Raw genomic sequence first — 19231 nt, 5'->3', positions numbered from 1 at the left:
TCCTGATGACGGTCGTCAGCTTGTACGGGTGGCTCCTTCGGGCCACACGACCGTCACGGGCAGCTGGGCGGCACGGGCTGCGGCGACCGTGTCAGCGGTTCCCCCACGCCCGTTGCCGGGCTTGCCGTCCCACACGGCGAACACGTGGTCAGCACGGCGTAGCAACTCGTCGTTGGCAGCCTCGTACGCCTCGCGGTTGGCCTCGACGAACGGCATGACGACAACCTCGGCGGCGGCCTGGTAAAGACGGTCGAACTCGGCTGCGTATGCCGGCTTGACCTTGGTTTGGCGGTAATCGGCCGACGGAACCACGGCGACCAGCCGGCCGCCGAGCGAAAGCACCGCGTCGGCGAAGATCGAGTCCGCGCCCTTGGCGATGCACGAGACACCGGTGACACCGTCCTCGGCGTGGTCAGCGAGCAGCGCTTCCAGCGCTCTACGGACCAGGACGACACTCTCCTCGCCGAGGTCCATGTGCCCGGTCACCGCGATCACAGTCATGCCGCCTCCCCTTCCGGTCAGTTCGCCAGTAGCTCGCGGATGCTATCGCGGGCTCCCCTGACCGCCGGGTTCGTGGATTCCCGGACGGTGTGCCGATAGAGGTTGCCGAGCTGAGTGCGGACCCGGTCGAGTGCGTGAGATGGACTGGCCTCTGTTCCTCGCTCGGCGAGCGCTGCCCGGTCGCGCCTGGTCCCCAACGCGGTCTCGACCCGCCCCAGCAGCTCGTCCACGGACACCCGGCGCAGATCCGTCATGGGGGCACCGATAGCGAGAGTCACGGAGTAGCTCACGCTGCGTCAAATGTCGTGGTACGTTCCGTGCTCAAAGAGAAAAATGCGACCCCGGCGGTGCTGGAACACCCCGGGGTCAGGCAACAGGAGCAGACACTCCCATGCGGATCCATCGTAGCGCCCACGCGCGCAACTTCACCGTCCTACCCAACTCCGTGTTGCAGTACCGGAAGTTGAGTTACACCGCCCGCGGACTGCTCGCGGATCTCCTCTCCCGGCCTGACGGCTGGCGGGAGGACGGTCGGCACATGGCCGACACCAGTCCGCAGGGGCGTGGGGCCGTTCGCAGGGCCTTGAAGGAGCTCACCGACGCCAGCTACTACCGCGTCGAGAAGGTCCGCCTCCCCGACGGGACCCTCCGCAGTGAGGCGCACGTCTACGACACCCCGCAGCTCGCGCGACCGGGTGTCACCCGTCCGGCGTCCGGTGGGCCGCCAGCCGGCGGCGCTGGCAGCCCTCTTGTAAAGGACCGGTGCCAAGAACCCACCCTCCCCGCGGAGTCGGCGGACGAAGGCGAGCGGGAGGCGGTGGCCACCCTGTTCCGGGTGATCCGGCCCGAACCCCGGCTGCGTCTGGGCGAGGACGAAGCACGGGAACTGGCGCCGCTGGTGGCACGGTGGCTGGCGCGCGGCTGCACCGCGGCCGACCTCGCGCACGCCCTGTTGCCGGGCCTGCCCACCCCGATGCACTCGGCGGCGGCCGTGCTCGAATACCGGCTGGAGCACAAGATGCCTCCTTCCAGGCCGGTGCAGGGGCCCCCGAGAACCCGCTACTTCGAGTGCGGAAAGTGCCACGACCCGGTGCCCGCCCCGGGCATCTGCCGGGCCTGCGCCGGCCTCGTCCAAGCCCGGCCCAAGGCGATCGGGAGCGGCGCTTCCGTGACAACGGCGAGAGGTGTCGCACGCGCACGTGCGGCCCTGCTGGGGGCGAGAGCACCGCATGTCGAGATCGCTCCCCCGGTGGCGACCTATGGCTGAGCGGCGCACGGGAGCGCCGCCTCCCGGCGGGCGCCCGCCGGGAGGCGGCTGGGGGGTGGACGGTGGGGAACGGCGGTAGAACTGCGCAGCGAAGCAGATCACAGGCGGGTGTCCGCGGAAACGCCGCTGCCGCGCGAACCTCGAAGGTTCGCGCGGCAGCGGGTGACGATCGGCGGACGGCCTCAGACGTTGAAGCCGAGGGCGCGGAGCTGCTCGCGGCCGTCGTCGGTGATCTTGTCCGGGCCCCACGGCGGCATCCAGACCCAGTTGATCCGCAGGTCCTGGACCAGGCCGTCGGTGGCGCTCTTGGCCTGGTCCTCGATCACGTCGGTCAGCGGGCAGGCCGCCGAGGTGAGGGTCATGTCGATGGTCGCCACGTCGGACTCGTCGATGTGGACGCCGTAGATCAGGCCGAGGTTGACGACGTCGATGCCCAGTTCGGGGTCGACGACGTCCATCAGGGCCTCGGTCAGGTCCTCGACGGAGACGGTGCCGGCGCTGGTGCCGACCGGGCCGGTGGCCGTCTCCGTCTCCTCCGCGGGGGAGGTGGTTTCGTCGCTCATGTGGTGTCCTCAGTCGGTGACGGCGGGGTGCTCGGCGAGGGCCTTGGCGGTGGCGTCCTTCCAGGCCATCCAGCTGAGCAGGGCGCACTTGACCCGGGCCGGGTACTTGGAGACGCCGGCGAACGCGACCGCGTCCTCCAGCACCTCCTCGTCGCCCTCGGCCTGGCCCTTGCTCTGCATCAGCTCCAGGAAGGCCTCCTGGACCGCCTGCGCCTCGCCCACGGTCTTGCCGACGACCAGGTCGTTCAGCACCGAGGCGCTGGCCTGGCTGATCGAACAGCCCTGGGACTCGTAGGAGACGTCCGCCACGGTGGCCCCGTCGAGCTTCACCCGCAGGGTGATCTCGTCGCCGCACGTCGGGTTGACGTGGTGCACCTCGGCGTCACCGTCGCGCAGCCCCTTGCCGTGCGGGTTGCGGTAGTGGTCCAGGATGATGTCCTGGTACATCGAGTCGAGCTTCATGGTCGCGTTGCCCCGTCCCGTCAGCCGAAGAAGTTCCGGACGTGGTGGAGGCCGTCGATCAGCGCGTCCACCTCGCCGGGCGTCGAGTACAGGTAGAACGACGCCCGCGTGGTCGCCGGAATTCCGTACCGCAGGCAGACCGGCCGCGCGCAGTGGTGACCGACGCGCACCGCGATGCCCTGCTCGTCGAGCACCTGGCCCACGTCGTGCGGGTGGATGTCGCCGAGCGTGAAGGAGATCGCCGCACCGCGGTCGACGGCCGTGCGCGGGCCGATGATCCGCAGGTCCGGGACCTCCAGCAGCCGCTCGACCGCGTACGCGGTGATCGCGTGCTCATGGGCGGCGATCCGCTCCATGCCGATGCCGGACAGGTAGTCGACGGCCGCGCCGAGACCGACCGCCTGGGCGATCGGCGGGGTGCCGGCCTCGAACTTGTGCGGCGCCGGGGCGTAGGTGGACGAGCCCATGGTGACGGTCTCGATCATCTCGCCGCCGCCGAGGAACGGCGGGAGGTCCTCCAGCAGCTCCTGGCGGCCCCAGAGCACGCCGATGCCGGTCGGGGCCAGCATCTTGTGGCCGGTGAAGGCGACGAAGTCGGCCTCCAGCGCCTGGACGTCCAGCACCATGTGCGGCGCGGCCTGCGAGGCGTCGATCACGACCAGGGCGCCGACGTCCTGCGCCTTGCGCACGATCGCCTCGACCGGGTTAACGGTGCCGAGCAGGTTGGAGACCAGGGTGAAGGAGACGACCTTGGTCTTCTCGGTGATCAGCTCGTCGATGTTGGACAGGTCGAGCCGGCCCTCGTCGGTCAGCCCGAACCACTTCAGCTTCGCACCGGTGCGCTGCGAGAGCAGCTGCCACGGGACGATGTTGGAGTGGTGCTCCATCTCCGTGATGACGATCTCGGACTCGGCGTCCACCCGGTACGGCTCGTCCGCCCAGGTCAGCATGTTGGCGACCAGGTTGAGCGACTCCGAGGCGTTCTTGGTGAAGACCACCTCGTTGCGGCTCGGCGCGTTGACGAACGCCGCGACCTTGTCCCGGGCGCCCTCGTACAGCGCCGTGGCCTCCTCGGCGAGCACGTGCACGCCGCGGTGGACGTTGGCGTTGTGCCGCTCGTAGTAGGCGTTCAGGGCCTCAAGGACCTGGCGGGGCTTCTGCGAGGTGGCCGCGTTGTCCAGGTAGACCAGCGGCTTGTCGTCGTGCAGCAGACGCTGCAGGACCGGGAAGTCCTTGCGGATCGCGTCGGTGTCGAGCAGGCCCGGCAGGAACGCCGCCCCGGTCGACTCGTGCGTATGGGTCACTCGGACGCGCCACCCTTCACGTAGGCCTCGTAGCCCTCCTCCTCCAGCTTGTCGGCCAGCTCGGCACCGCCGGACTCGACGATGCGGCCGCCCGCGAAGACGTGGACCTGGTCGGGCTTGATGTACCGCAGGATGCGGGTGTAGTGGGTGACCAGGAGGGTGCCCACCTCACCGGTCGAACGAACGCGGTTGATGCCCTCCGAGACGACCCGCAGCGCGTCGACGTCCAGGCCGGAGTCGGTCTCGTCGAGGATCGCGATCTTCGGCTTGAGCAGCTCCAGCTGGAGGATCTCGTGGCGCTTCTTCTCACCGCCGGAGAAGCCCTCGTTGACGTTGCGCTCGGCGAAGGCCGGGTCCATCTGGAGGGCGGCCATCGCCTCCTTGACCTCCTTCACCCAGGTGCGCAGCTTGGGGGCCTCGCCGCGGACGGCGGTGGCGGCGGTGCGCAGGAAGTTGGAGACCGAGACGCCGGGGACCTCGACCGGGTACTGCATGGCCAGGAAGACGCCGGCCCGGGCGCGCTCGTCGACGGACATCTCCAGGACGTCCTCGCCGTCCAGCAGCACGGAGCCGCCGGTGACGGTGTACTTGGGGTGGCCGGCCAGCGAGTAGGCCAGGGTGGACTTGCCGGAGCCGTTCGGACCCATGATGGCGTGGGTCTCGCCCTGCTTCACGGTCAGGTCGACGCCCTTCAGGATCTCGCGCGGGCCGTTCTCGGCCTCGACGGAGACGTGCAGGTCGCGGATTTCAAGGGTAGCCATGTGTACTCAGGACTCCTGGTTGACGGAGACGAGCACATCGTCCCCTTCGATCTTTACGGGGTATACGGCGACCGGCTTGGTGGCGGGCAGGCCGGAGGGCTTGCCGGTGCGCAGGTCGAAGCTGGAGCCGTGCAGCCAGCACTCGATCATGCAGTCCTCGACCTCGCCCTCGGAGAGCGAGACGTTCGCGTGCGAGCAGATGTCGTTGATCGCGAACACCCCCTCGTCGGTGCGGACGACGGCGACCGGGACGCCGTTGAGGTCGACGCGCTTGGGCACGTCCTCAGCCAGTTCGCTCAGCGCGCAGGCGCGAAGGAAGCTCATGGGTGTCAGACCGCCGCTTCCAGCTCGGCCTCGATCTTCGCCATGAGGTGGTCCTGGATCTCGGCGACGCCGATCTGCTGGACCAGCTCGGCGAAGAAGCCGCGCACCACCAGGCGGCGGGCCTCGTCGGCCGGGATGCCGCGGGCCTGCAGGTAGAAGAGCTGCTCGTCGTCGAATCGGCCGGTGGCGGAGGCGTGGCCGGCGCCGACGATCTCGCCGGTCTCGATCTCCAGGTTCGGCACGGAGTCGACCCGGGCGCCGTCGGTGAGCACCAGGTTGCGGTTGTGCTCGTAGGTGTCGGTGCCCTCGGCGGCGGCGCGGATCAGCACGTCGCCGATCCACACGGCGTGCGCGTCCTGGCCCTGCAGCGCGCCCTTGTAGACGACGTTGGAGCGGCAGTGCGGGGTGTCGTGGTCGATGACCAGCCGGTGCTCCAGGTGCTGGCCGGCGTCGGCGAAGTAGAGGCCGAACAGCTCGGCCTCGCCGCCGGGCGCGGCGTAGTTCACGCGCGGGTGCAGCCGGACCACGTCGCCGCCGAAGGTGACGACGACGGACTTCAGCGAGGCGTCGCGGCCGATCAGCGCGGTCTGCTGGGCGGTGTGCACCGCGTCGCGGTCCCAGTCCTGGACCGAGACGAAGGTGAGCTTGGCGCCGTCGCCGAGCAGCAGCTCGACGTTGGCGGCCCGGGTGCCGGTGCCGGTGTGGTTCAGCACCACGACGGCCTCGGCGAACGGCTTGACGTCGATGACCACGTGGGCGAAGCGGGTGCCGCCCTCGCCGTGCACGTCGATCCGCACCGGCTCGGTGAGCACCGTCTCCTTGGGGACGGTGACCACGAGCGCCTGCTCGAAGGCGCTGAACGCCTGCGCGGCGACCCGGTCGACCGGCTTGCCGGCCTTGCCGAGGCGGGCGTCGTCACGGCCGACGGTCTCGGCGGTGACGCCCTCGGGCAGGCTCAGCTCGACCTTGTCGATGCCCGCGGCGACCTTCTCGGCGTCGGCGGCGGCGGTCCCGTCGTGCAGGCCGCCGAGGCGGTGCAGCGGGGTGAACCGCCAGTCCTCCTCGCGGCCGGTGGGCACCGGGAAGTCCGCGACGTCGAAGGACGGCTCGACCGCGACGCGGGCGTCGATCGGCTGCCGGACGCTGTCCCGTCCGGTGCCGGGGCCGGCCAGCTGGGCCCCGGCGCCGGCGGTGCCGACCTCGATCGAACCGGCGGTGGTGGAGCCGGGGGTGTTCCCGGTGACATTCACAGGCGTGTCAGCCATGGCTGTTCGGTGTGCTCTCTTCCTCAAAAACGTGTCGATGGACGGCGGGGCGGTCGGCGGGTCAGCCGACGGAGCCCTCCATCTGCAGCTCGATCAGCCGGTTCAGCTCCAGCGCGTACTCCATCGGCAGCTCGCGCGCGATCGGCTCGACGAAGCCGCGGACAATCATCGCCATGGCCTCGAACTCGGTCATGCCGCGGCTCATCAGGTAGAAGAGCTGGTCCTCGCTGACCTTGGAGACGGTCGCCTCGTGGCCCATGGACACGTCGTCCTCGCGGACGTCCACGTACGGGTAGGTGTCCGAGCGCGAGATCGTGTCGACCAGCAGCGCGTCGCAGAGCACGTTGGACTTGGCGCCCTTGGAGCCCTCGCCGATCTCGATCAGGCCGCGGTAGGAGGTGCGGCCGCCGCCCCGGGCCACCGACTTGGAGACGATGTTGGAGGAGGTGTTCGGCGCCATGTGGACCATCTTGGCACCGGCGTCCTGGTGCTGGCCCTCGCCGGCGAAGGCGATGGACAGGGTCTCGCCCTTGGCGTGCTCGCCCATCAGGTAGACGGCCGGGTACTTCATGGTGACCTTGGAGCCGATGTTGCCGTCGATCCACTCCATGGTCGCGCCCTCGTACGCCACGGCGCGCTTGGTGACCAGGTTGTAGACGTTGTTCGACCAGTTCTGGATCGTCGTGTAGCGGCAGCGGCCGCCCTTCTTGACGATGATCTCCACGACCGCCGAGTGCAGCGAGTCGGAGGAGTAGATCGGCGCGGTGCAGCCCTCGACGTAGTGGACGTAGGCGTCCTCGTCGACGATGATCAGCGTCCGCTCGAACTGGCCCATGTTCTCGGTGTTGATCCGGAAGTAGGCCTGCAGCGGGATGTCGACGCGCACGCCCTTCGGCACGTAGATGAAGGAGCCGCCGGACCAGACGGCCGTGTTCAGCGCGGCGAACTTGTTGTCGCCGGCCGGGATGACCGTGCCGAAGTACTCCTTGAACAGCTCCGGGTGCTCGCGCAGCGCGGTGTCGGTGTCCAGGAAGATGACGCCCTGCTCCTCCAGGTCCTCGCGGATCTGGTGGTAGACGACCTCGGACTCGTACTGGGCGGCGACGCCGGCGACCAGGCGCTGCTTCTCCGCCTCCGGGATGCCGAGCTTGTCGTACGTCGCCTTGATGTCCGCCGGCAGGTCCTCCCAGGACTCGGCCTGCTTCTCGGTGGAGCGGACGAAGTACTTGATGTTGTCGAAGTCGATGCCGGACAGGTCGGAGCCCCAGGTCGGCATGGGCTTCTTCCCGAACAGCTTGAGGCCCTTGAGACGCAGGTTCAGCATCCACTCGGACTCGTTCTTCTTGGCCGAGATGTCGCGGACGACGTCCTCGTTCAGTCCGCGCTTGGCGGCGGCGCCGGCCACGTCCGGGTCGGCCCAGCCGTACTCGTAAGTGCCCAGGCCTTCGAGCTCGGGGTGCGAAACGGTGTCAGTCATGCGGGCTTCCTAACGCGCGGACGCTGAATCATCGATGGACGTACCGGCAGTCGGCGCGGCACCGGTGTCCCGGCCCGCGGCGGTGCGCAGGGCGGGCGACGATGCGGCACCGGGTGCCGGCACATAGGTGGTGCAGACCCCGTCGCCGTGGGCGATGGTGGCCAGCCGTTGCACATGGGTGCCCAGCAGCTGGGAGAAGACCTCGGTCTCCGCCTCGCAGAGCTGCGGGAACTGCTCGGCGATGTGCGCGACCGGGCAGTGGTGCTGGCAGAGCTGGGCGCCCGCCGGGGCCTTCGCCGCGGCCGACGGGACCCGCCGCACCGTGGCAGCGTACCCGTCGGCGCTCAGCGCCTGGGCCAGTGCCTCGGTGCGCTCGGCCGCTCCGGTGGTCCGCAGCGCCTCCAGGTACTTCTCCGCCTGCCGGCCGAACCGGGCGCGGGCGAAGGCGGCGACCGCCTCCTCGCCGGCCTTGCCGCCGCCGACCGAGTCGGAGATCCAGCGCAGCGCGTCGGCGGCGAGCTGGTCGTACTCCTGGTAGAAGGCGTCCCGGCCGGCGTCGGTGAGGGCGAAGACCTTGGCCGGGCGGCCCCGGCCGCGGCTGCCGTAGACCTTCCGCTCGCGGGACTCGACCAGACCAGCAGCCGCCAGTCCGTCCAGGTGACGGCGGACGGCGGCGGAGGTGAGGCCGAGCCGGCTCGCCAGGTCGGCGGCCGAGGAGGGGCCGTGGTCCAGGATGGAGCGGGCGACCCGGTCGCGGGTGGCGCGGTGGCCGTCCAGCAGCACCTCGGCCGCCGTCGCGGGCACGGCACAGCCGGGGGCCGACTCGGCCTCCTGCTGCGGGGGGTGCTCGCGCATGTTTTTCACAACACCAGTGTTGCGTAATTGCTTCCGGCAGGACAAGCCGTGATGCAGGCCTCATCCGTGTCATCTGTCACGCAGGTAAGCCTTACCTGACCTGCGGATGAAGTGATCAAGCCCAGCGTGCGAACGGCCTGTTGGGGCCTCTTAGACTCACCCGTATGCAATCCGAACCCGCGGTCCAGATCACCGGGCTGGTCAAGCGCTACGGCGGGAAGGCCGCGGTGGACGGTCTCGACCTCGGCATCGCGCGCGGCGCGGTCACCGCCGTCCTCGGGCCCAACGGCGCCGGCAAGACCACCACCATCGAGACCTGCGAGGGCTACCGCCGTCCCGACGCCGGCACCGTCCGGGTGCTCGGCCTGGACCCGGTCGCCCAGGGCGCCGCGCTGCGCCCCCGGATCGGTGTGATGCTGCAGTCCGGCGGCGTCTACGCGGGGGCCCGCGCCGTCGAGATGCTCCGGCACACCGCGAAGCTGCACGCCCACCCGCTGGACGTCGACGCGCTGGTCGAGCGGCTCGGCCTCGGCTCCTGCGGCCGCACCACCTACCGCCGGCTCTCCGGCGGCCAGCAGCAGCGGCTCGCGCTGGCGATGGCCGTGGTCGGCCGCCCCGAGCTGGTCTTCCTGGACGAGCCCACCGCGGGCCTGGACCCGCAGGCCCGCCGCGCCACCTGGGAACTGGTCCGCGACCTGCGCCGGGACGGCGTCACCGTGGTGGTCACCACCCACCACATGGAGGAGGCCGAACAGCTCGCCGACCAGGTCGCCATCGTCGACCGCGGCCGGGTGATCGCCGAGGGCACCCCGGACGCGCTGTGCCGCGACGGCGCCGAGTCCACCGTGCGCTTCGACGCCCCGCCCGGGCTCGACCTCACGGTCCTGCTCAAGGAGCTGCCCGAGGGCGCCACCGCCGCCGAGACCTCCCCCGGCAGCTACCGCGTCGAGGCGCCGGTCGACCCGCGGCTGCTGGCCACCGTCACCGCCTGGTGCGCGGCCGCCGGGATCCTGCCCGAACGGCTCGCGGTGCAGCGCCGCAGCCTCGAAGACGTCTTCCTCGACCTGACCGGACGGGACCTGCGTTCATGACGACCACCGACCCCACCGACTACGCGCCGCGGCCCGGTGCCGCGCCGGTCGGCCGGATGCTGCTCGCGCAGACCGCGTTCGAGACCCGGATGCTGCTGCGCAACGGTGAGCAGCTGCTGCTCACCGTGGTCATCCCGACGGTGCTGCTGGTGCTCTTCTCCGCCATCGACATCGTCGCCGTCGAGGGCCCCGGCAAGCGGGTCGACTTCCTGGCCCCCGGACTGCTCGCGCTCGCGGTGATGTCCACCGCGTTCACCGGCCAGGCCATCGCCACCGGCTTCGAGCGCCGCTACGGCGTGCTGAAGCGCCTGGGCGCCAGCCCGCTCCCCCGCTGGGCGCTGCTCACCGCGAAGACCGGCTGCGTCCTGGTCACCGAGGCACTCCAGGTGGTGCTGCTGTCGGTGATCGCCCTGGCCCTCGGCTGGTCCCCCCAGGGCAACCCGCTCAGCGTCCTGGCCCTGCTCGTCCTCGGCACCGCCGCCTTCTCCGGCCTCGGCCTGCTCATGGCCGGCACCCTGCGCGCGGAGGCCACCCTGGCCGCCGCCAACCTGGTCTTCATCCTGCTGCTGCTGGCCGGCGGGGTGATCGTCCCGCTCTCCAAGTTCCCCGCCGCCGTCCAGTCCGCGCTGGAGCTCCTCCCGATCGCCGCCCTCTCCGACGGCCTCCGCTCCGTCCTCCAGACCGGCGCCGCCACCCCCTGGGCCGACCTCGGCATCCTCGCCGCCTGGTCCGCCCTCGCCCTCACCGCCGCCGCCCGCTTCTTCCGCTGGGAGTAGCGGCCCGGCGGTGAACGACGGGACGGCCCCCGGCTCATGGATGAGCCGGGGGCCGTCGTCGTGGTGGTCCGGTGCGCCGGTGCTCCGGTCAGCCCTCGGTGCTGGTGCCGCGGCGGCGGCGGGTGAGCAGGACGAGGGCGCCGCCGAGGAGGACCACTCCGCCGCCGACGGCCGCGATGACCGGGGTGGCGTCGCTGCTACCGGTCTGCGCGAGGGCCGGTGCGGCCGGGGTGCGGGTCGGCGTCGGGGTCGGCGTGGGAGTCGGGGTCGGGGTCGGGGTCGCCGTGCGGGTGGGCGTCGGGGTCGGGGTCGGCGTCGCCGTGCGGGTGGGCGTCGGCGTGGGCGTCGGCGTCGGGGTGGGGGTGGGGGTCCGCGTCGGCGTGGGCGTCGGGGTCGGGGTCGGCGTGGGAGTCGGCGTCGGCGTAGGCGTGGGCGTCGGCGTGGGCGTCGGCGTCGGGGTCGGGGTCTCGCAGACCGGGATCGTCTTGGTCTCGGTCTTGTTCCAGTCCTTGTTCTTCGGGTCCTCGGTGGTGGTCACCACGAGCGTGGCCTCGACCGGCGCGCTGTGCGCGGCCACCGGGAAGGTCTGGTGGAACTCCTTGCCGAACACCTGCTGGTCGAGCAGCTTCGCCCCGCCGACGGTCAGGCTGACGACGTTCTTGATGTTCGTGTCGGGGCTGTAGTTGGTCAGGTCGACCGCGATCTTGTCGCAGGTCACCTGCCAGGTCGGCACATGGGCCAAGGCACTGGTCGCCAGCACCACCGGCAGCAGCACCGCGGCCGCCGCCGTTCCCGCGATCGCCACGCCGGTTCCGGTCACTGTCTGCCGCCGCTGTCGCGCCATCTCGTTTGTCCCCTCCGAACGGTCTTGTGCAGCAGGCGCGTTGAGTGGAACAGCGGTGGCCCGCTACGACTGTCCGGGGGACTCTACCGGCACCCCCGTACCCCTCCACACCCCGCTGCGCGGCCGGATTCACTCTTTCCGTCCGCACCCTCTTGTGCATCGGCAGCCCATCACACCCACTGCCTCGGACGACACCGCTTCGGCCAACTTGAAATGAACTCTGTCACAGTGGCCGAAAAGCGCGACCCCCGGTGATCGTTCGCGATNNACCGGGGGTGCCTGATCGGGCAATCCGGATCAGTTCCGTGCCATCCTGCGACGGGCTCAGACCTGGCCGGCCGCCTTGCGCCGACGCGCGACCAGGACCAGCGCGCCACCGGCGGCGGTGACCACCGCGCCGCCGATCGCCAGCGGCACGACCGGGCCGGAGCCGGTGTGGGCGAGGTCGCCCCCGGCGTTGGCCTGGGCCGACGGGCTCGCCGAGGCGCCCGGCACGGCCGCCGCGCCGGACGCGGAGGCCGACGGGCTCGCCGAGGCGCCGGCGGACGGCTTGGCCGTACCCGACGGGGACGGGCTGCCCGAAACGCCCGGCGTCACGGACGGACCGGGGGTGCCGGGGGTACCCGGGGTGGCCGGCGGCGTGCTCGGCGTCCCGGTGGTGCCCGGGGTGGCCGGCGTCGACGGCGTGGTGGTGGCGGACGGCGTGCCGGTCGGCACCACCACCGGCGGCGTGGTGGCCGGGGTGGTCGGCGGCGTGGTCGGCGGCACGACGGGCGGCAGGCAGCCGGTGAACGGGTAGTGGTGCGTCTCCGCACCGCCCTTGCCGGTCAGCGACTTGACGATGACCGAGCCGTTCACCGGGGCGGCCGAGCCGAGGTCGAACGCGGCGTTCGGCGCCAGCACGGTGCCGGACCAGGCGGCCGTGCTGCTCTTGACCACCTTGGTGGCGGTCGGGAAGTTCCAGAGCAGCTTGGAGCGGATGGCGCCGCCGTGCGCGCTCTGCAGCTTGTCGTCCAGGACGTAGGCCTTCTTGCCCTCGTCCCACAGGTGGAAGCCGGTGGTCTTCGCGGCGGCCTGGTCGTACGACGAGCCGGTCACGGTGACCACGGTGACCGCGCCGGCCGGCACCTTCACGAAGATGTCGGTGGCGCCCTGCAGGGTGGCGGCGGAGACCGTGAAGCTGTTGAACTTCGCGTCACCGCTGGTGAGGTGGAGCTCCTTGCCCTTGGCCTCGACCGTGGCGCCGGCGGTCTGCGGCAGCCCCGCCAGCGTGGTGGCCACGGAGCGCGCCTTGGCGAACTCGGCGGCGAAGTCGATCGGCGACTTGCCCTGGCCGACGGCGCCCTGGTGGGCCTGGATCACGTCGGCTTCGGTCTTCGAGCCGTAGACGCCGTTGCCCTTCATCACCTGGGTGTTGTGGCCGGTCAGCTTGCCGGCGACGACCAGGGCGTTGCCGCCGGGCAGTGCCTTCACCTGGTCCGAGGTCAGCTCCTGGCCGACCGAGAAGCCGCCGGTGAAGTCGGCGTTGCCGCCGACCGCCACCGCACCCTCGGCGTCCGGCGTATGGGTGTCGTCACCCTCGACGAACTCACCGTAGAGGTTGGCGACCCCGAGGCTCAGGCACTGGTTCGGGTCGGCCGCGTGGGCGGTGGCCGGGGCTACGAGCCCGGCCAGTACGAGTGATCCACCGAGCGCGAGCGCCGCGGTGGGAACGGATATGCGCATGTGCAGGTTCTCCGCTTACGTGCGGGGGGTGGGAGGGGTCCACCTGAAAAAGGTATGGACCAACCCGCACTCTTTCGGCCAAATGGGTGATTGGTCAAGACCATTGCCCGCGTTGCCCGAACAGTCCTTTTTGCTCCATCTTTACGGTCCATGGGTTTACCGCTAAGTCGACATGGGAAAGCTGGCCCGTTCGGTCGGAACGACGGCGTCCGCCCCGCTCCAAGATCGCCTGTAAGGCCGCATACCATGGACGCCGTGCCTAACACCACCCCCTTCTCCCTGCTCGCCGAGCGCTGGCAGCCCTCCGCCGCCGTGGTCAAGCGCGCCGCGTTCGCCGCGCTGGTGATGAGCGTGGTGATCGTCGTCACCGGCGGTGCCGTCCGCCTCACCGCCTCCGGCCTCGGCTGCACCACCTGGCCGCGCTGCACCGACGAGAGCCTCACCCCGACCGCCGAGATGGGCTTCCACGGCGTCATCGAGTTCGCCAACCGGATGCTCACCTACGTGCTGAGCGCCGCCGTCGGCTGGGCGATCCTCGCCGCCCGCTGCCACCGGCCCTACCGGCGCGGCCTGACCAGGCTCGGCTGGGCGCAGTTCTGGCTGGTGATGAGCAACGCCGTGCTCGGCGGCATCACCGTGCTGACCGGCCTCAACCCCTACACCGTGGCGCTGCACCTGATCGCCGCGATGGCCCTGGTCTGGGTCGCGACGCTGATGTGGGAGCGCGCCAAGGAGGGCGACGGCCCGGCCCGCCCGCTGGTGGCCGAGCCCATCAAGCGGCTGAGCTACGTCCTGGTCGGCGTGATCGGCCTGCTGGTCGCCGCCGGCACCCTGGTCACCGGCGCCGGCCACCACCCGGGCACGCCCAAGGACAACAAGATGGTCCCGCGCATCCCGCTGGACTACGACCGCCTCGCCCAGGCCCACGCCGACCTGGCCTTCGTCTCGATCGGCCTGTCCATCGCGGTGATCTTCGTCTTCGCCGCCGTCAAGGTCCCGCCGGCCGCCAAGGCCCGGGCCCGCGAACTGCTGATCGGCCTGCTGCTCCAGGGCGTGATCGGCTTCGTCCAGTACTTCACCGACGTCCCCGAACTGCTGGTCGGCCTCCACATGCTGGGCGCCACCCTGATCTGGATCGCCGCCCTGCGCATCCCCCTCGCCCTGCGCACCCGCGAGGCCACCCCGGCGGACGCCGCCGCCGTCCGCGCCCCCGAGCCCGCCGCCGTCTGACGGTCCCGGACATCGCGAAGGGCCCCGGTCACGTCGACCGGGGCCCTTCGGCGTGCGCCGTCCGGGGAAGGGGCGTCAGCCGCCGATCTGCAGGCCGGCCATGCGCTTCCACTCGTAGGCGCCGGTCCTCACCTTCAGGGCCAGCTCGCCCTCGAAGTCGTCGTGCAGGGTGACGCCGGCCAGCTCGGCGGCCCGGCGGCCGATCGCGTAGCTGGGCGCGACCTGGTCGCCCCAGGTGCCGTCCGCGCCGACCACCACGATCCGGGTGGCGACCGCGCCGACGTACTCGACGACACCGTCGGCGCCGCCGCCGTGCCGCTCGGCGAAGGCGGTCAGGTTCTTGGCGATGCGCTTGGCACGGCGCTCGGCGCGGGCGTCCGGCGCGGCGGGGGTGGCGGTCTCTGCGCTGCTCATGCCCGCATGCTACCCAGCGGTAGGGGTACTGGCGACGGGAGCGCCGTGTGCACCGGGCCACATACTGAGGGGGTGACCTTCGACGGCTGGCCGGCCGAGGCGCTCGACTTCTACGAGCACCTTGAGGCCGACAACTCCAAGACCTTCTGGCAGTCCCACAAGGACCGGTACGAGCACGCGGTGCGGGAGCCGATGGAGCTGCTGCTCGCCGAGCTGGAGCCCGAGTTCGGGCCGGGCAAGATCTTCCGCCCCAACCGCGACGTCCGGTTCAGCGCCGACAAGTCCCCGTACAAGACCCACATCGGCGCCCATCTGCGGGCCGGCGGCTACGTCCAGCTCTCCGCCGACGGTCTGGCGTGCGGCAACGGGCTGTACCAGCTCGCGGCCGACCAGCTGGAGCGCTACCGGGCCGCGGTCGCCGAGGACGTCTCCGGCGCCGGGCTGGAGCGGGTGGTCGCCCGGGTCCGCCGGGCGGGCCCCGAGGTGGTCGGCCTGGACTCGCTGAAGTCCGCCCCGCGCGGCTACCCCAAGGACCACCCCCGGATCGGGCTGCTGCGCCACAAGGGGCTGATCGCCTGGCAGGAGTGGGCCCCCGAGCCCTGGCTGGGCACCCGCGCGGCGTACGACCGGATCACCGGCTTCCTGCGCGCCTCGCAGCCGCTCAAGGACTGGCTGGACGACCACGTCGGCCCGTCGGAGCTCCCCGGCCGCTGAGCGGGCGACGAACGCCGAGCGGGCCACGAATCGCTGAGCGGGCGACGAAAAAGGCCCCGGTCGGATCGACCGGGGCCTTCTTCAGCGGCTCACTTCACGAACGGATCCACCGCGATCACCACGAACAGCAGCGTCAGGTAGGTGATCGACCAGTGGAACAGCCGCATCTCCTTGAGCTTGGCGCCCACCACACCGGCCTTGGCCCGCCCGTACAGCGCGTGCGCCTCCTTGAGCCAGGCCGCGCCGAGCAGCACCGCCGCCACCGGGTAGAGCCAGCTGGTGTCGGCCAGCGGCCACAGCAGCAGCGAGACGCCCACCATCACCCAGGAGTAGGCGACGATCTGCTTGGCGACCGCCAGGTTGCCCTTGACCACCGGCAGCATCGGCACCCCGGCCCGGGCGTAGTCCTCGCGGACCTTCATCGACAGCGGCCAGTAGTGCGGCGGCGTCCAGAAGAAGATCACCAGGAAGAGCACCAGCGCCGACCAGGAGACCGAGTTGGTGACGGCCGCCCAGCCGACGAAGACCGGCATGCAGCCGGCGATCCCGCCCCAGACGATGTTCTGCGCGGTGCGCCGCTTGAGCCCCAGCGTGTAGACGAACACGTAGAAGAGGAGGGCGCCGAGCGCCAGCGCCGAGGACAGCCAGTTGACCAGGACGCCCAGCCAGACCGTCGACAGGACGCCGAGCGCGATGCCGAACACCAGCGCCTCGCGCGGCGAGACCATGCCGGTGACGATCGGCCGGCGCTCGGTCCGCGACATCACCGCGTCGATGTCGCGGTCGATGTACATGTTGAGGGCGTTGGCGCCGCCCGCCGAGAGGTACCCGCCGAGGACCACCTTCAGCACCAGCAGCAGGTCCGGCACGCCGCGCTCCGCGAGGAACATCACCGGCACCGTGGTGATCAGCAGCAGCTCGATGATCCGCGGTTTGGTCAGTGCGACGAAGGCGCCGACACGGGCCCCGAACGGCCGTTGCGCAGGCGTCGCCCCGGTGACCCCGGCGGGACGGGATTCGACGGCGGTCACTAACACCCCAACTGAAGATGAATCCTCACAGGCGGCCACCGGAACGTTGTCTCCCGAATCGTCCGCTCTGCGCGTACCACGCCACCTTAGACGCTCCATATCTCCCCACCGGCCCCGGGGTGCCCCGGCGAGGCGGAACGCACACCCCCGGGTGAACCCCACCGCCCCGACCTGGAACGTCGCCGGCGCGGGCCCCCGCGCGGCCGCCGCACCCCCCTCCCGCACCCCGGAGAGGCGAACGGGGCGGATCCGGGCGAGGGTGGACAAAGGGGCCGGCCGTGCCGACGCGCGGTCGTCCACGGACCGTCCGGGGAATGACGGCCAACATGCCTGAGTTGTCCCACCACGGAGGGTGAGCCACGGCCCGGACGGTAGGCTCGCCCACAGAAGCGGGATCTACCCTCCGTGACCGGCACCACCACAGCGTCCGGCCCCAGCGACGTGGCCGACCCGGTCCCTCACGGGGTCACTCTTCACCATGGAAGGAGCCCTGAGACAGGGTGAGCACGACGCCGAATGCATTCGAGTGGTCGGACCTCGACGAGCGGACCGTCGACACGGCCCGGGTCCTGGCGATGGACGCGGTTCAGAAGGTCGGCAACGGACACCCCGGGACCGCGATGTCCCTGGCCCCGGCCGCCTACCTGATCTTCCAGCGCTTCCTGCGCCACGACCCGACCGATCCGTCCTGGGTCGGCCGTGACCGGTTCGTCCTCTCCCCCGGTCACACCAGCCTGACGCTTTACACCCAGCTCTACTTCTCCGGCTACGGCCTGGAGCTCGACGACCTCAAGGCGTTCCGGGTGGCGGGCAGCCGCACCCCGGGCCACCCCGAGCACGGCCACACCGCCGGCGTCGAGACCACCACCGGCCCGCTCGGCCAGGGCATCGCCAACGCCGTGGGCATGGCGATGGCCGCCCGCTTCGAGCGCGGCCTGTTCGACCCGGACGCCCCGGCCGGCGAGTCGCCCTTCGACCACACCGTCTGGGCCGTCGTCTCCGACGGCGACCTGGAGGAGGGCATCTCCGCCGAGGCCTCCTCGCTGGCCGGCCACCAGAAGCTCGGCAACCTGGTCGCGGTGTACGACGACAACCACATCTCGATCGAGGGCGACACCGAGACCGCCTTCTCCGAGGACGTCCTCAAGCGCTACGAGGCGTACGGCTGGCACGTCCAGCGGGTCACCCCGAAGTCCAACGGCGACATCGACGTGGCCGCGCTCGCCGAGGCGCTGGCCGCCGCGAAGGCCGAGACCTCCCGCCCGTCGATGATCGCCATGCGCACGATCATCGCCTGGCCGGCGCCGGACGCCCAGAACACCGCCAAGGCCCACGGCTCCGCGCTCGGCGCCGCCGAGATCGCCGCCACCAAGAAGGTCCTGGGCTTCGACCCGGAGAAGACCTTCGAGGTCAGCGACCAGGTCATCGAGCACGCCCGGCTGGTCGTCAAGCGCGGCAAGGCCGCCCGCGCCGAGTGGCAGCGGTCCTTCGACGCCTGGCGCGCCGCCAACCCGCACCGCTCCGCCGAGTTCGACCGCATCGAGGCCGGCGAGCTGCCCGACGGCTGGAAGAAGACCCTCCCGGTCTTCGAGGCCGGCAAGGACGTCGCCACCCGCAAGGCCAGCGGCGAGACCCTCAAGGCGCTCGGCGCGGTGATCCCGGAGCTGTGGGGCGGCTCGGCCGACCTCGCCGAGTCCAACCTCACCACCATCGACGAGGACAGCTCCTTCCTCCCCGAGGGCAACCCGCTGAAGACGGCCGGCCCCTTCGGCCGCACCATCCACTTCGGCATCCGCGAGCACGCCATGGGCTCCACCATGAACGGCATCGCCCTGCACGGGAAGACCCGCGTCTACGGCGGCACCTTCCTGGTCTTCGCCGACTACATGCGCCCGGCCGTCCGCCTGGCCGCCCTGATGAAGCTGCCGGTCACCTACGTGTGGACGCACGACTCCATCGGCCTCGGCGAGGACGGCCCGACCCACCAGCCGGTCGAGCACCTGGCCTCGCTGCGCGCCATCCCGGGCCTGACCGTGGTCCGCCCGGCCGACGCCAACGAGACCGCCGTCGCCTGGCGCACGATCATCGAGCGGCAGACCACCCACCCCGGCCCGGTCGGCCTGGCGCTCACCCGCCAGAACGTCCCGACCTTCGACCGCTCCTCCCACGGCAGCGCCGAGGACACCGCCAAGGGCGGCTACGTCCTGGCCGAGGCCTCCACCGGCACCCCGCAGGTGATCCTGCTCGGCACCGGTTCCGAGGTCCAGCTGGCCGTCAAGGCCCGCGAGGTCCTGGAGGCCGAGGGCATCGCCACCCGGGTCGTCTCGCTGCCGTCCTTCGAGTGGTTCCAGGAGCAGGACCAGGCCTACCGCGACAGCGTGCTGCCGCCGTCGGTCAAGGCCCGCGTCTCGGTCGAGGCCGGCATCGCCCAGGGCTGGCGCGAGCTGGTCGGCGACCACGGCCGGATCGTCTCGCTGGAGCACTTCGGCGCCTCCGCCGACTACAAGGTGCTCTTCGAGGAGTTCGGCATCACCGCCGAGCGCGTGGTCGCCGAGGCCCACAACGCGCTGCGCTCGCTCGAAGCCGTCAGCCGCTAGCGGCACCGGGCCGGGGCGCCGACCGCACAC

At 71.2% G+C, this 19231-nt stretch carries 19 protein-coding genes; 6 read left to right on the top strand and 13 right to left on the bottom strand.

What is annotated here, in order from left to right:
* Nucleotides 1-15 precede the first annotated feature (15 nt).
* Nucleotides 16-501 (bottom strand): hypothetical protein, encoded by a 486-nt coding sequence (locus ABD308_RS02765; RefSeq protein WP_344324919.1) that lies wholly within the window; start codon nucleotides 499-501, stop codon nucleotides 16-18.
* 391 nt (nucleotides 502-892) lie between these two features.
* On the opposite strand from ABD308_RS02765, the gene ABD308_RS02760 reads away from it, so the two are divergent.
* A complete protein-coding gene (locus ABD308_RS02760; protein WP_344324916.1) occupies nucleotides 893-1768 on the top strand; it encodes a hypothetical protein in 876 nt (291 codons plus the stop codon).
* A 182-nt stretch (nucleotides 1769-1950) separates the two neighbouring features.
* Here ABD308_RS02760 and ABD308_RS02755 read toward each other — a convergent pair whose 3' ends face one another.
* The 8 genes from ABD308_RS02755 to ABD308_RS02720 form a co-directional block, all read right to left on the bottom strand.
* Nucleotides 1951-2331: a metal-sulfur cluster assembly factor gene (locus tag ABD308_RS02755; protein WP_344324913.1), complete on the bottom strand. Its 381-nt coding sequence runs from the start codon at nucleotides 2329-2331 to the stop codon at nucleotides 1951-1953.
* Nucleotides 2332-2340: 9 nt separating this feature from the next.
* Nucleotides 2341-2793, bottom strand: a complete 453-nt coding sequence (gene sufU / locus ABD308_RS02750; RefSeq protein WP_344324910.1) for a Fe-S cluster assembly sulfur transfer protein SufU — start codon at nucleotides 2791-2793, stop codon at nucleotides 2341-2343.
* Between the two features lie 20 nt (nucleotides 2794-2813).
* Entirely contained in the window at nucleotides 2814-4061 is a 1248-nt protein-coding gene (locus ABD308_RS02745) for a cysteine desulfurase (protein WP_344324966.1), read from the bottom strand.
* A 32-nt stretch (nucleotides 4062-4093) separates the two neighbouring features.
* Nucleotides 4094-4858, bottom strand: coding sequence for a Fe-S cluster assembly ATPase SufC (gene sufC, locus ABD308_RS02740; RefSeq protein ID WP_344324907.1), 765 nt, complete (start codon nucleotides 4856-4858; stop codon nucleotides 4094-4096).
* A gap of 6 nt (nucleotides 4859-4864) precedes the next feature.
* The gene (locus tag ABD308_RS02735; RefSeq protein WP_344324904.1) at nucleotides 4865-5182 is read right to left on the bottom strand and encodes a bifunctional 3-phenylpropionate/cinnamic acid dioxygenase ferredoxin subunit; all 318 of its coding nucleotides are present in this window, start codon (nucleotides 5180-5182) and stop codon (nucleotides 4865-4867) included.
* Nucleotides 5183-5187: 5 nt separating this feature from the next.
* Nucleotides 5188-6447, bottom strand: a complete 1260-nt coding sequence (sufD, locus tag ABD308_RS02730) for a Fe-S cluster assembly protein SufD (RefSeq protein WP_344324902.1) — start codon at nucleotides 6445-6447, stop codon at nucleotides 5188-5190.
* A 61-nt stretch (nucleotides 6448-6508) separates the two neighbouring features.
* Complete coding sequence (gene sufB / locus ABD308_RS02725; protein ID WP_344324900.1) at nucleotides 6509-7924, bottom strand: Fe-S cluster assembly protein SufB; 1416 nt, start codon at nucleotides 7922-7924, stop codon at nucleotides 6509-6511.
* Nucleotides 7925-7933: 9 nt separating this feature from the next.
* Complete coding sequence (locus tag ABD308_RS02720; protein WP_344324898.1) at nucleotides 7934-8779, bottom strand: helix-turn-helix transcriptional regulator; 846 nt, start codon at nucleotides 8777-8779, stop codon at nucleotides 7934-7936.
* 164 nt (nucleotides 8780-8943) lie between these two features.
* On the opposite strand from ABD308_RS02720, the gene ABD308_RS02715 reads away from it, so the two are divergent.
* Both ABD308_RS02715 and ABD308_RS02710 read left to right on the top strand, forming a co-directional pair.
* Entirely contained in the window at nucleotides 8944-9870 is a 927-nt protein-coding gene (locus ABD308_RS02715) for an ABC transporter ATP-binding protein (protein WP_344324896.1), read from the top strand.
* Entirely contained in the window at nucleotides 9867-10646 is a 780-nt protein-coding gene (locus ABD308_RS02710; RefSeq protein WP_344324894.1) for an ABC transporter permease, read from the top strand. Before ABD308_RS02715 ends, ABD308_RS02710 begins: the two co-directional genes overlap by 4 nt.
* An 88-nt stretch (nucleotides 10647-10734) precedes the next feature.
* Here the strand turns inward: ABD308_RS02710 and ABD308_RS02705 are convergent, their stop codons facing one another.
* The gene (locus tag ABD308_RS02705; protein ID WP_344324892.1) at nucleotides 10735-11451 is read right to left on the bottom strand and encodes an LAETG motif-containing sortase-dependent surface protein; all 717 of its coding nucleotides are present in this window, start codon (nucleotides 11449-11451) and stop codon (nucleotides 10735-10737) included.
* Between the two features lie 363 nt (nucleotides 11452-11814).
* Nucleotides 11815-13215, bottom strand: coding sequence for a choice-of-anchor A family protein (locus ABD308_RS02700; protein WP_344324889.1), 1401 nt, complete (start codon nucleotides 13213-13215; stop codon nucleotides 11815-11817).
* A gap of 246 nt (nucleotides 13216-13461) precedes the next feature.
* Between ABD308_RS02700 and ABD308_RS02695 the strand changes: the two genes are divergently transcribed.
* The gene (locus ABD308_RS02695; protein WP_344324886.1) at nucleotides 13462-14445 is read left to right on the top strand and encodes a COX15/CtaA family protein; all 984 of its coding nucleotides are present in this window, start codon (nucleotides 13462-13464) and stop codon (nucleotides 14443-14445) included.
* A 75-nt stretch (nucleotides 14446-14520) separates the two neighbouring features.
* Here ABD308_RS02695 and ABD308_RS02690 read toward each other — a convergent pair whose 3' ends face one another.
* Nucleotides 14521-14859: a hypothetical protein gene (locus ABD308_RS02690; protein ID WP_344324884.1), complete on the bottom strand. Its 339-nt coding sequence runs from the start codon at nucleotides 14857-14859 to the stop codon at nucleotides 14521-14523.
* 72 nt (nucleotides 14860-14931) lie between these two features.
* Here ABD308_RS02690 and ABD308_RS02685 point away from each other — a divergent pair, with 72 nt between their 5' ends.
* The gene (locus ABD308_RS02685) at nucleotides 14932-15573 is read left to right on the top strand and encodes a DUF2461 domain-containing protein (protein WP_344324882.1); all 642 of its coding nucleotides are present in this window, start codon (nucleotides 14932-14934) and stop codon (nucleotides 15571-15573) included.
* An 89-nt stretch (nucleotides 15574-15662) separates the two neighbouring features.
* On the opposite strand, the gene ABD308_RS02680 is transcribed toward ABD308_RS02685, so the two are convergent.
* Nucleotides 15663-16604, bottom strand: a complete 942-nt coding sequence (locus ABD308_RS02680) for a heme o synthase (RefSeq protein WP_344324880.1) — start codon at nucleotides 16602-16604, stop codon at nucleotides 15663-15665.
* A gap of 500 nt (nucleotides 16605-17104) precedes the next feature.
* On the opposite strand from ABD308_RS02680, the gene tkt reads away from it, so the two are divergent.
* A complete protein-coding gene (tkt, locus tag ABD308_RS02675; protein ID WP_344324878.1) occupies nucleotides 17105-19201 on the top strand; it encodes a transketolase in 2097 nt (698 codons plus the stop codon).
* Nucleotides 19202-19231: the final 30 nt, after the last annotated feature.

This window comes from Kitasatospora putterlickiae (assembly GCF_039527695.1).
Lineage (GTDB): Bacteria > Actinomycetota > Actinomycetes > Streptomycetales > Streptomycetaceae > Kitasatospora > Kitasatospora putterlickiae.
The sequence above is the reverse complement of the archived record's forward strand: the minus strand, read 5'-3'. Positions and strand labels throughout refer to the sequence as shown.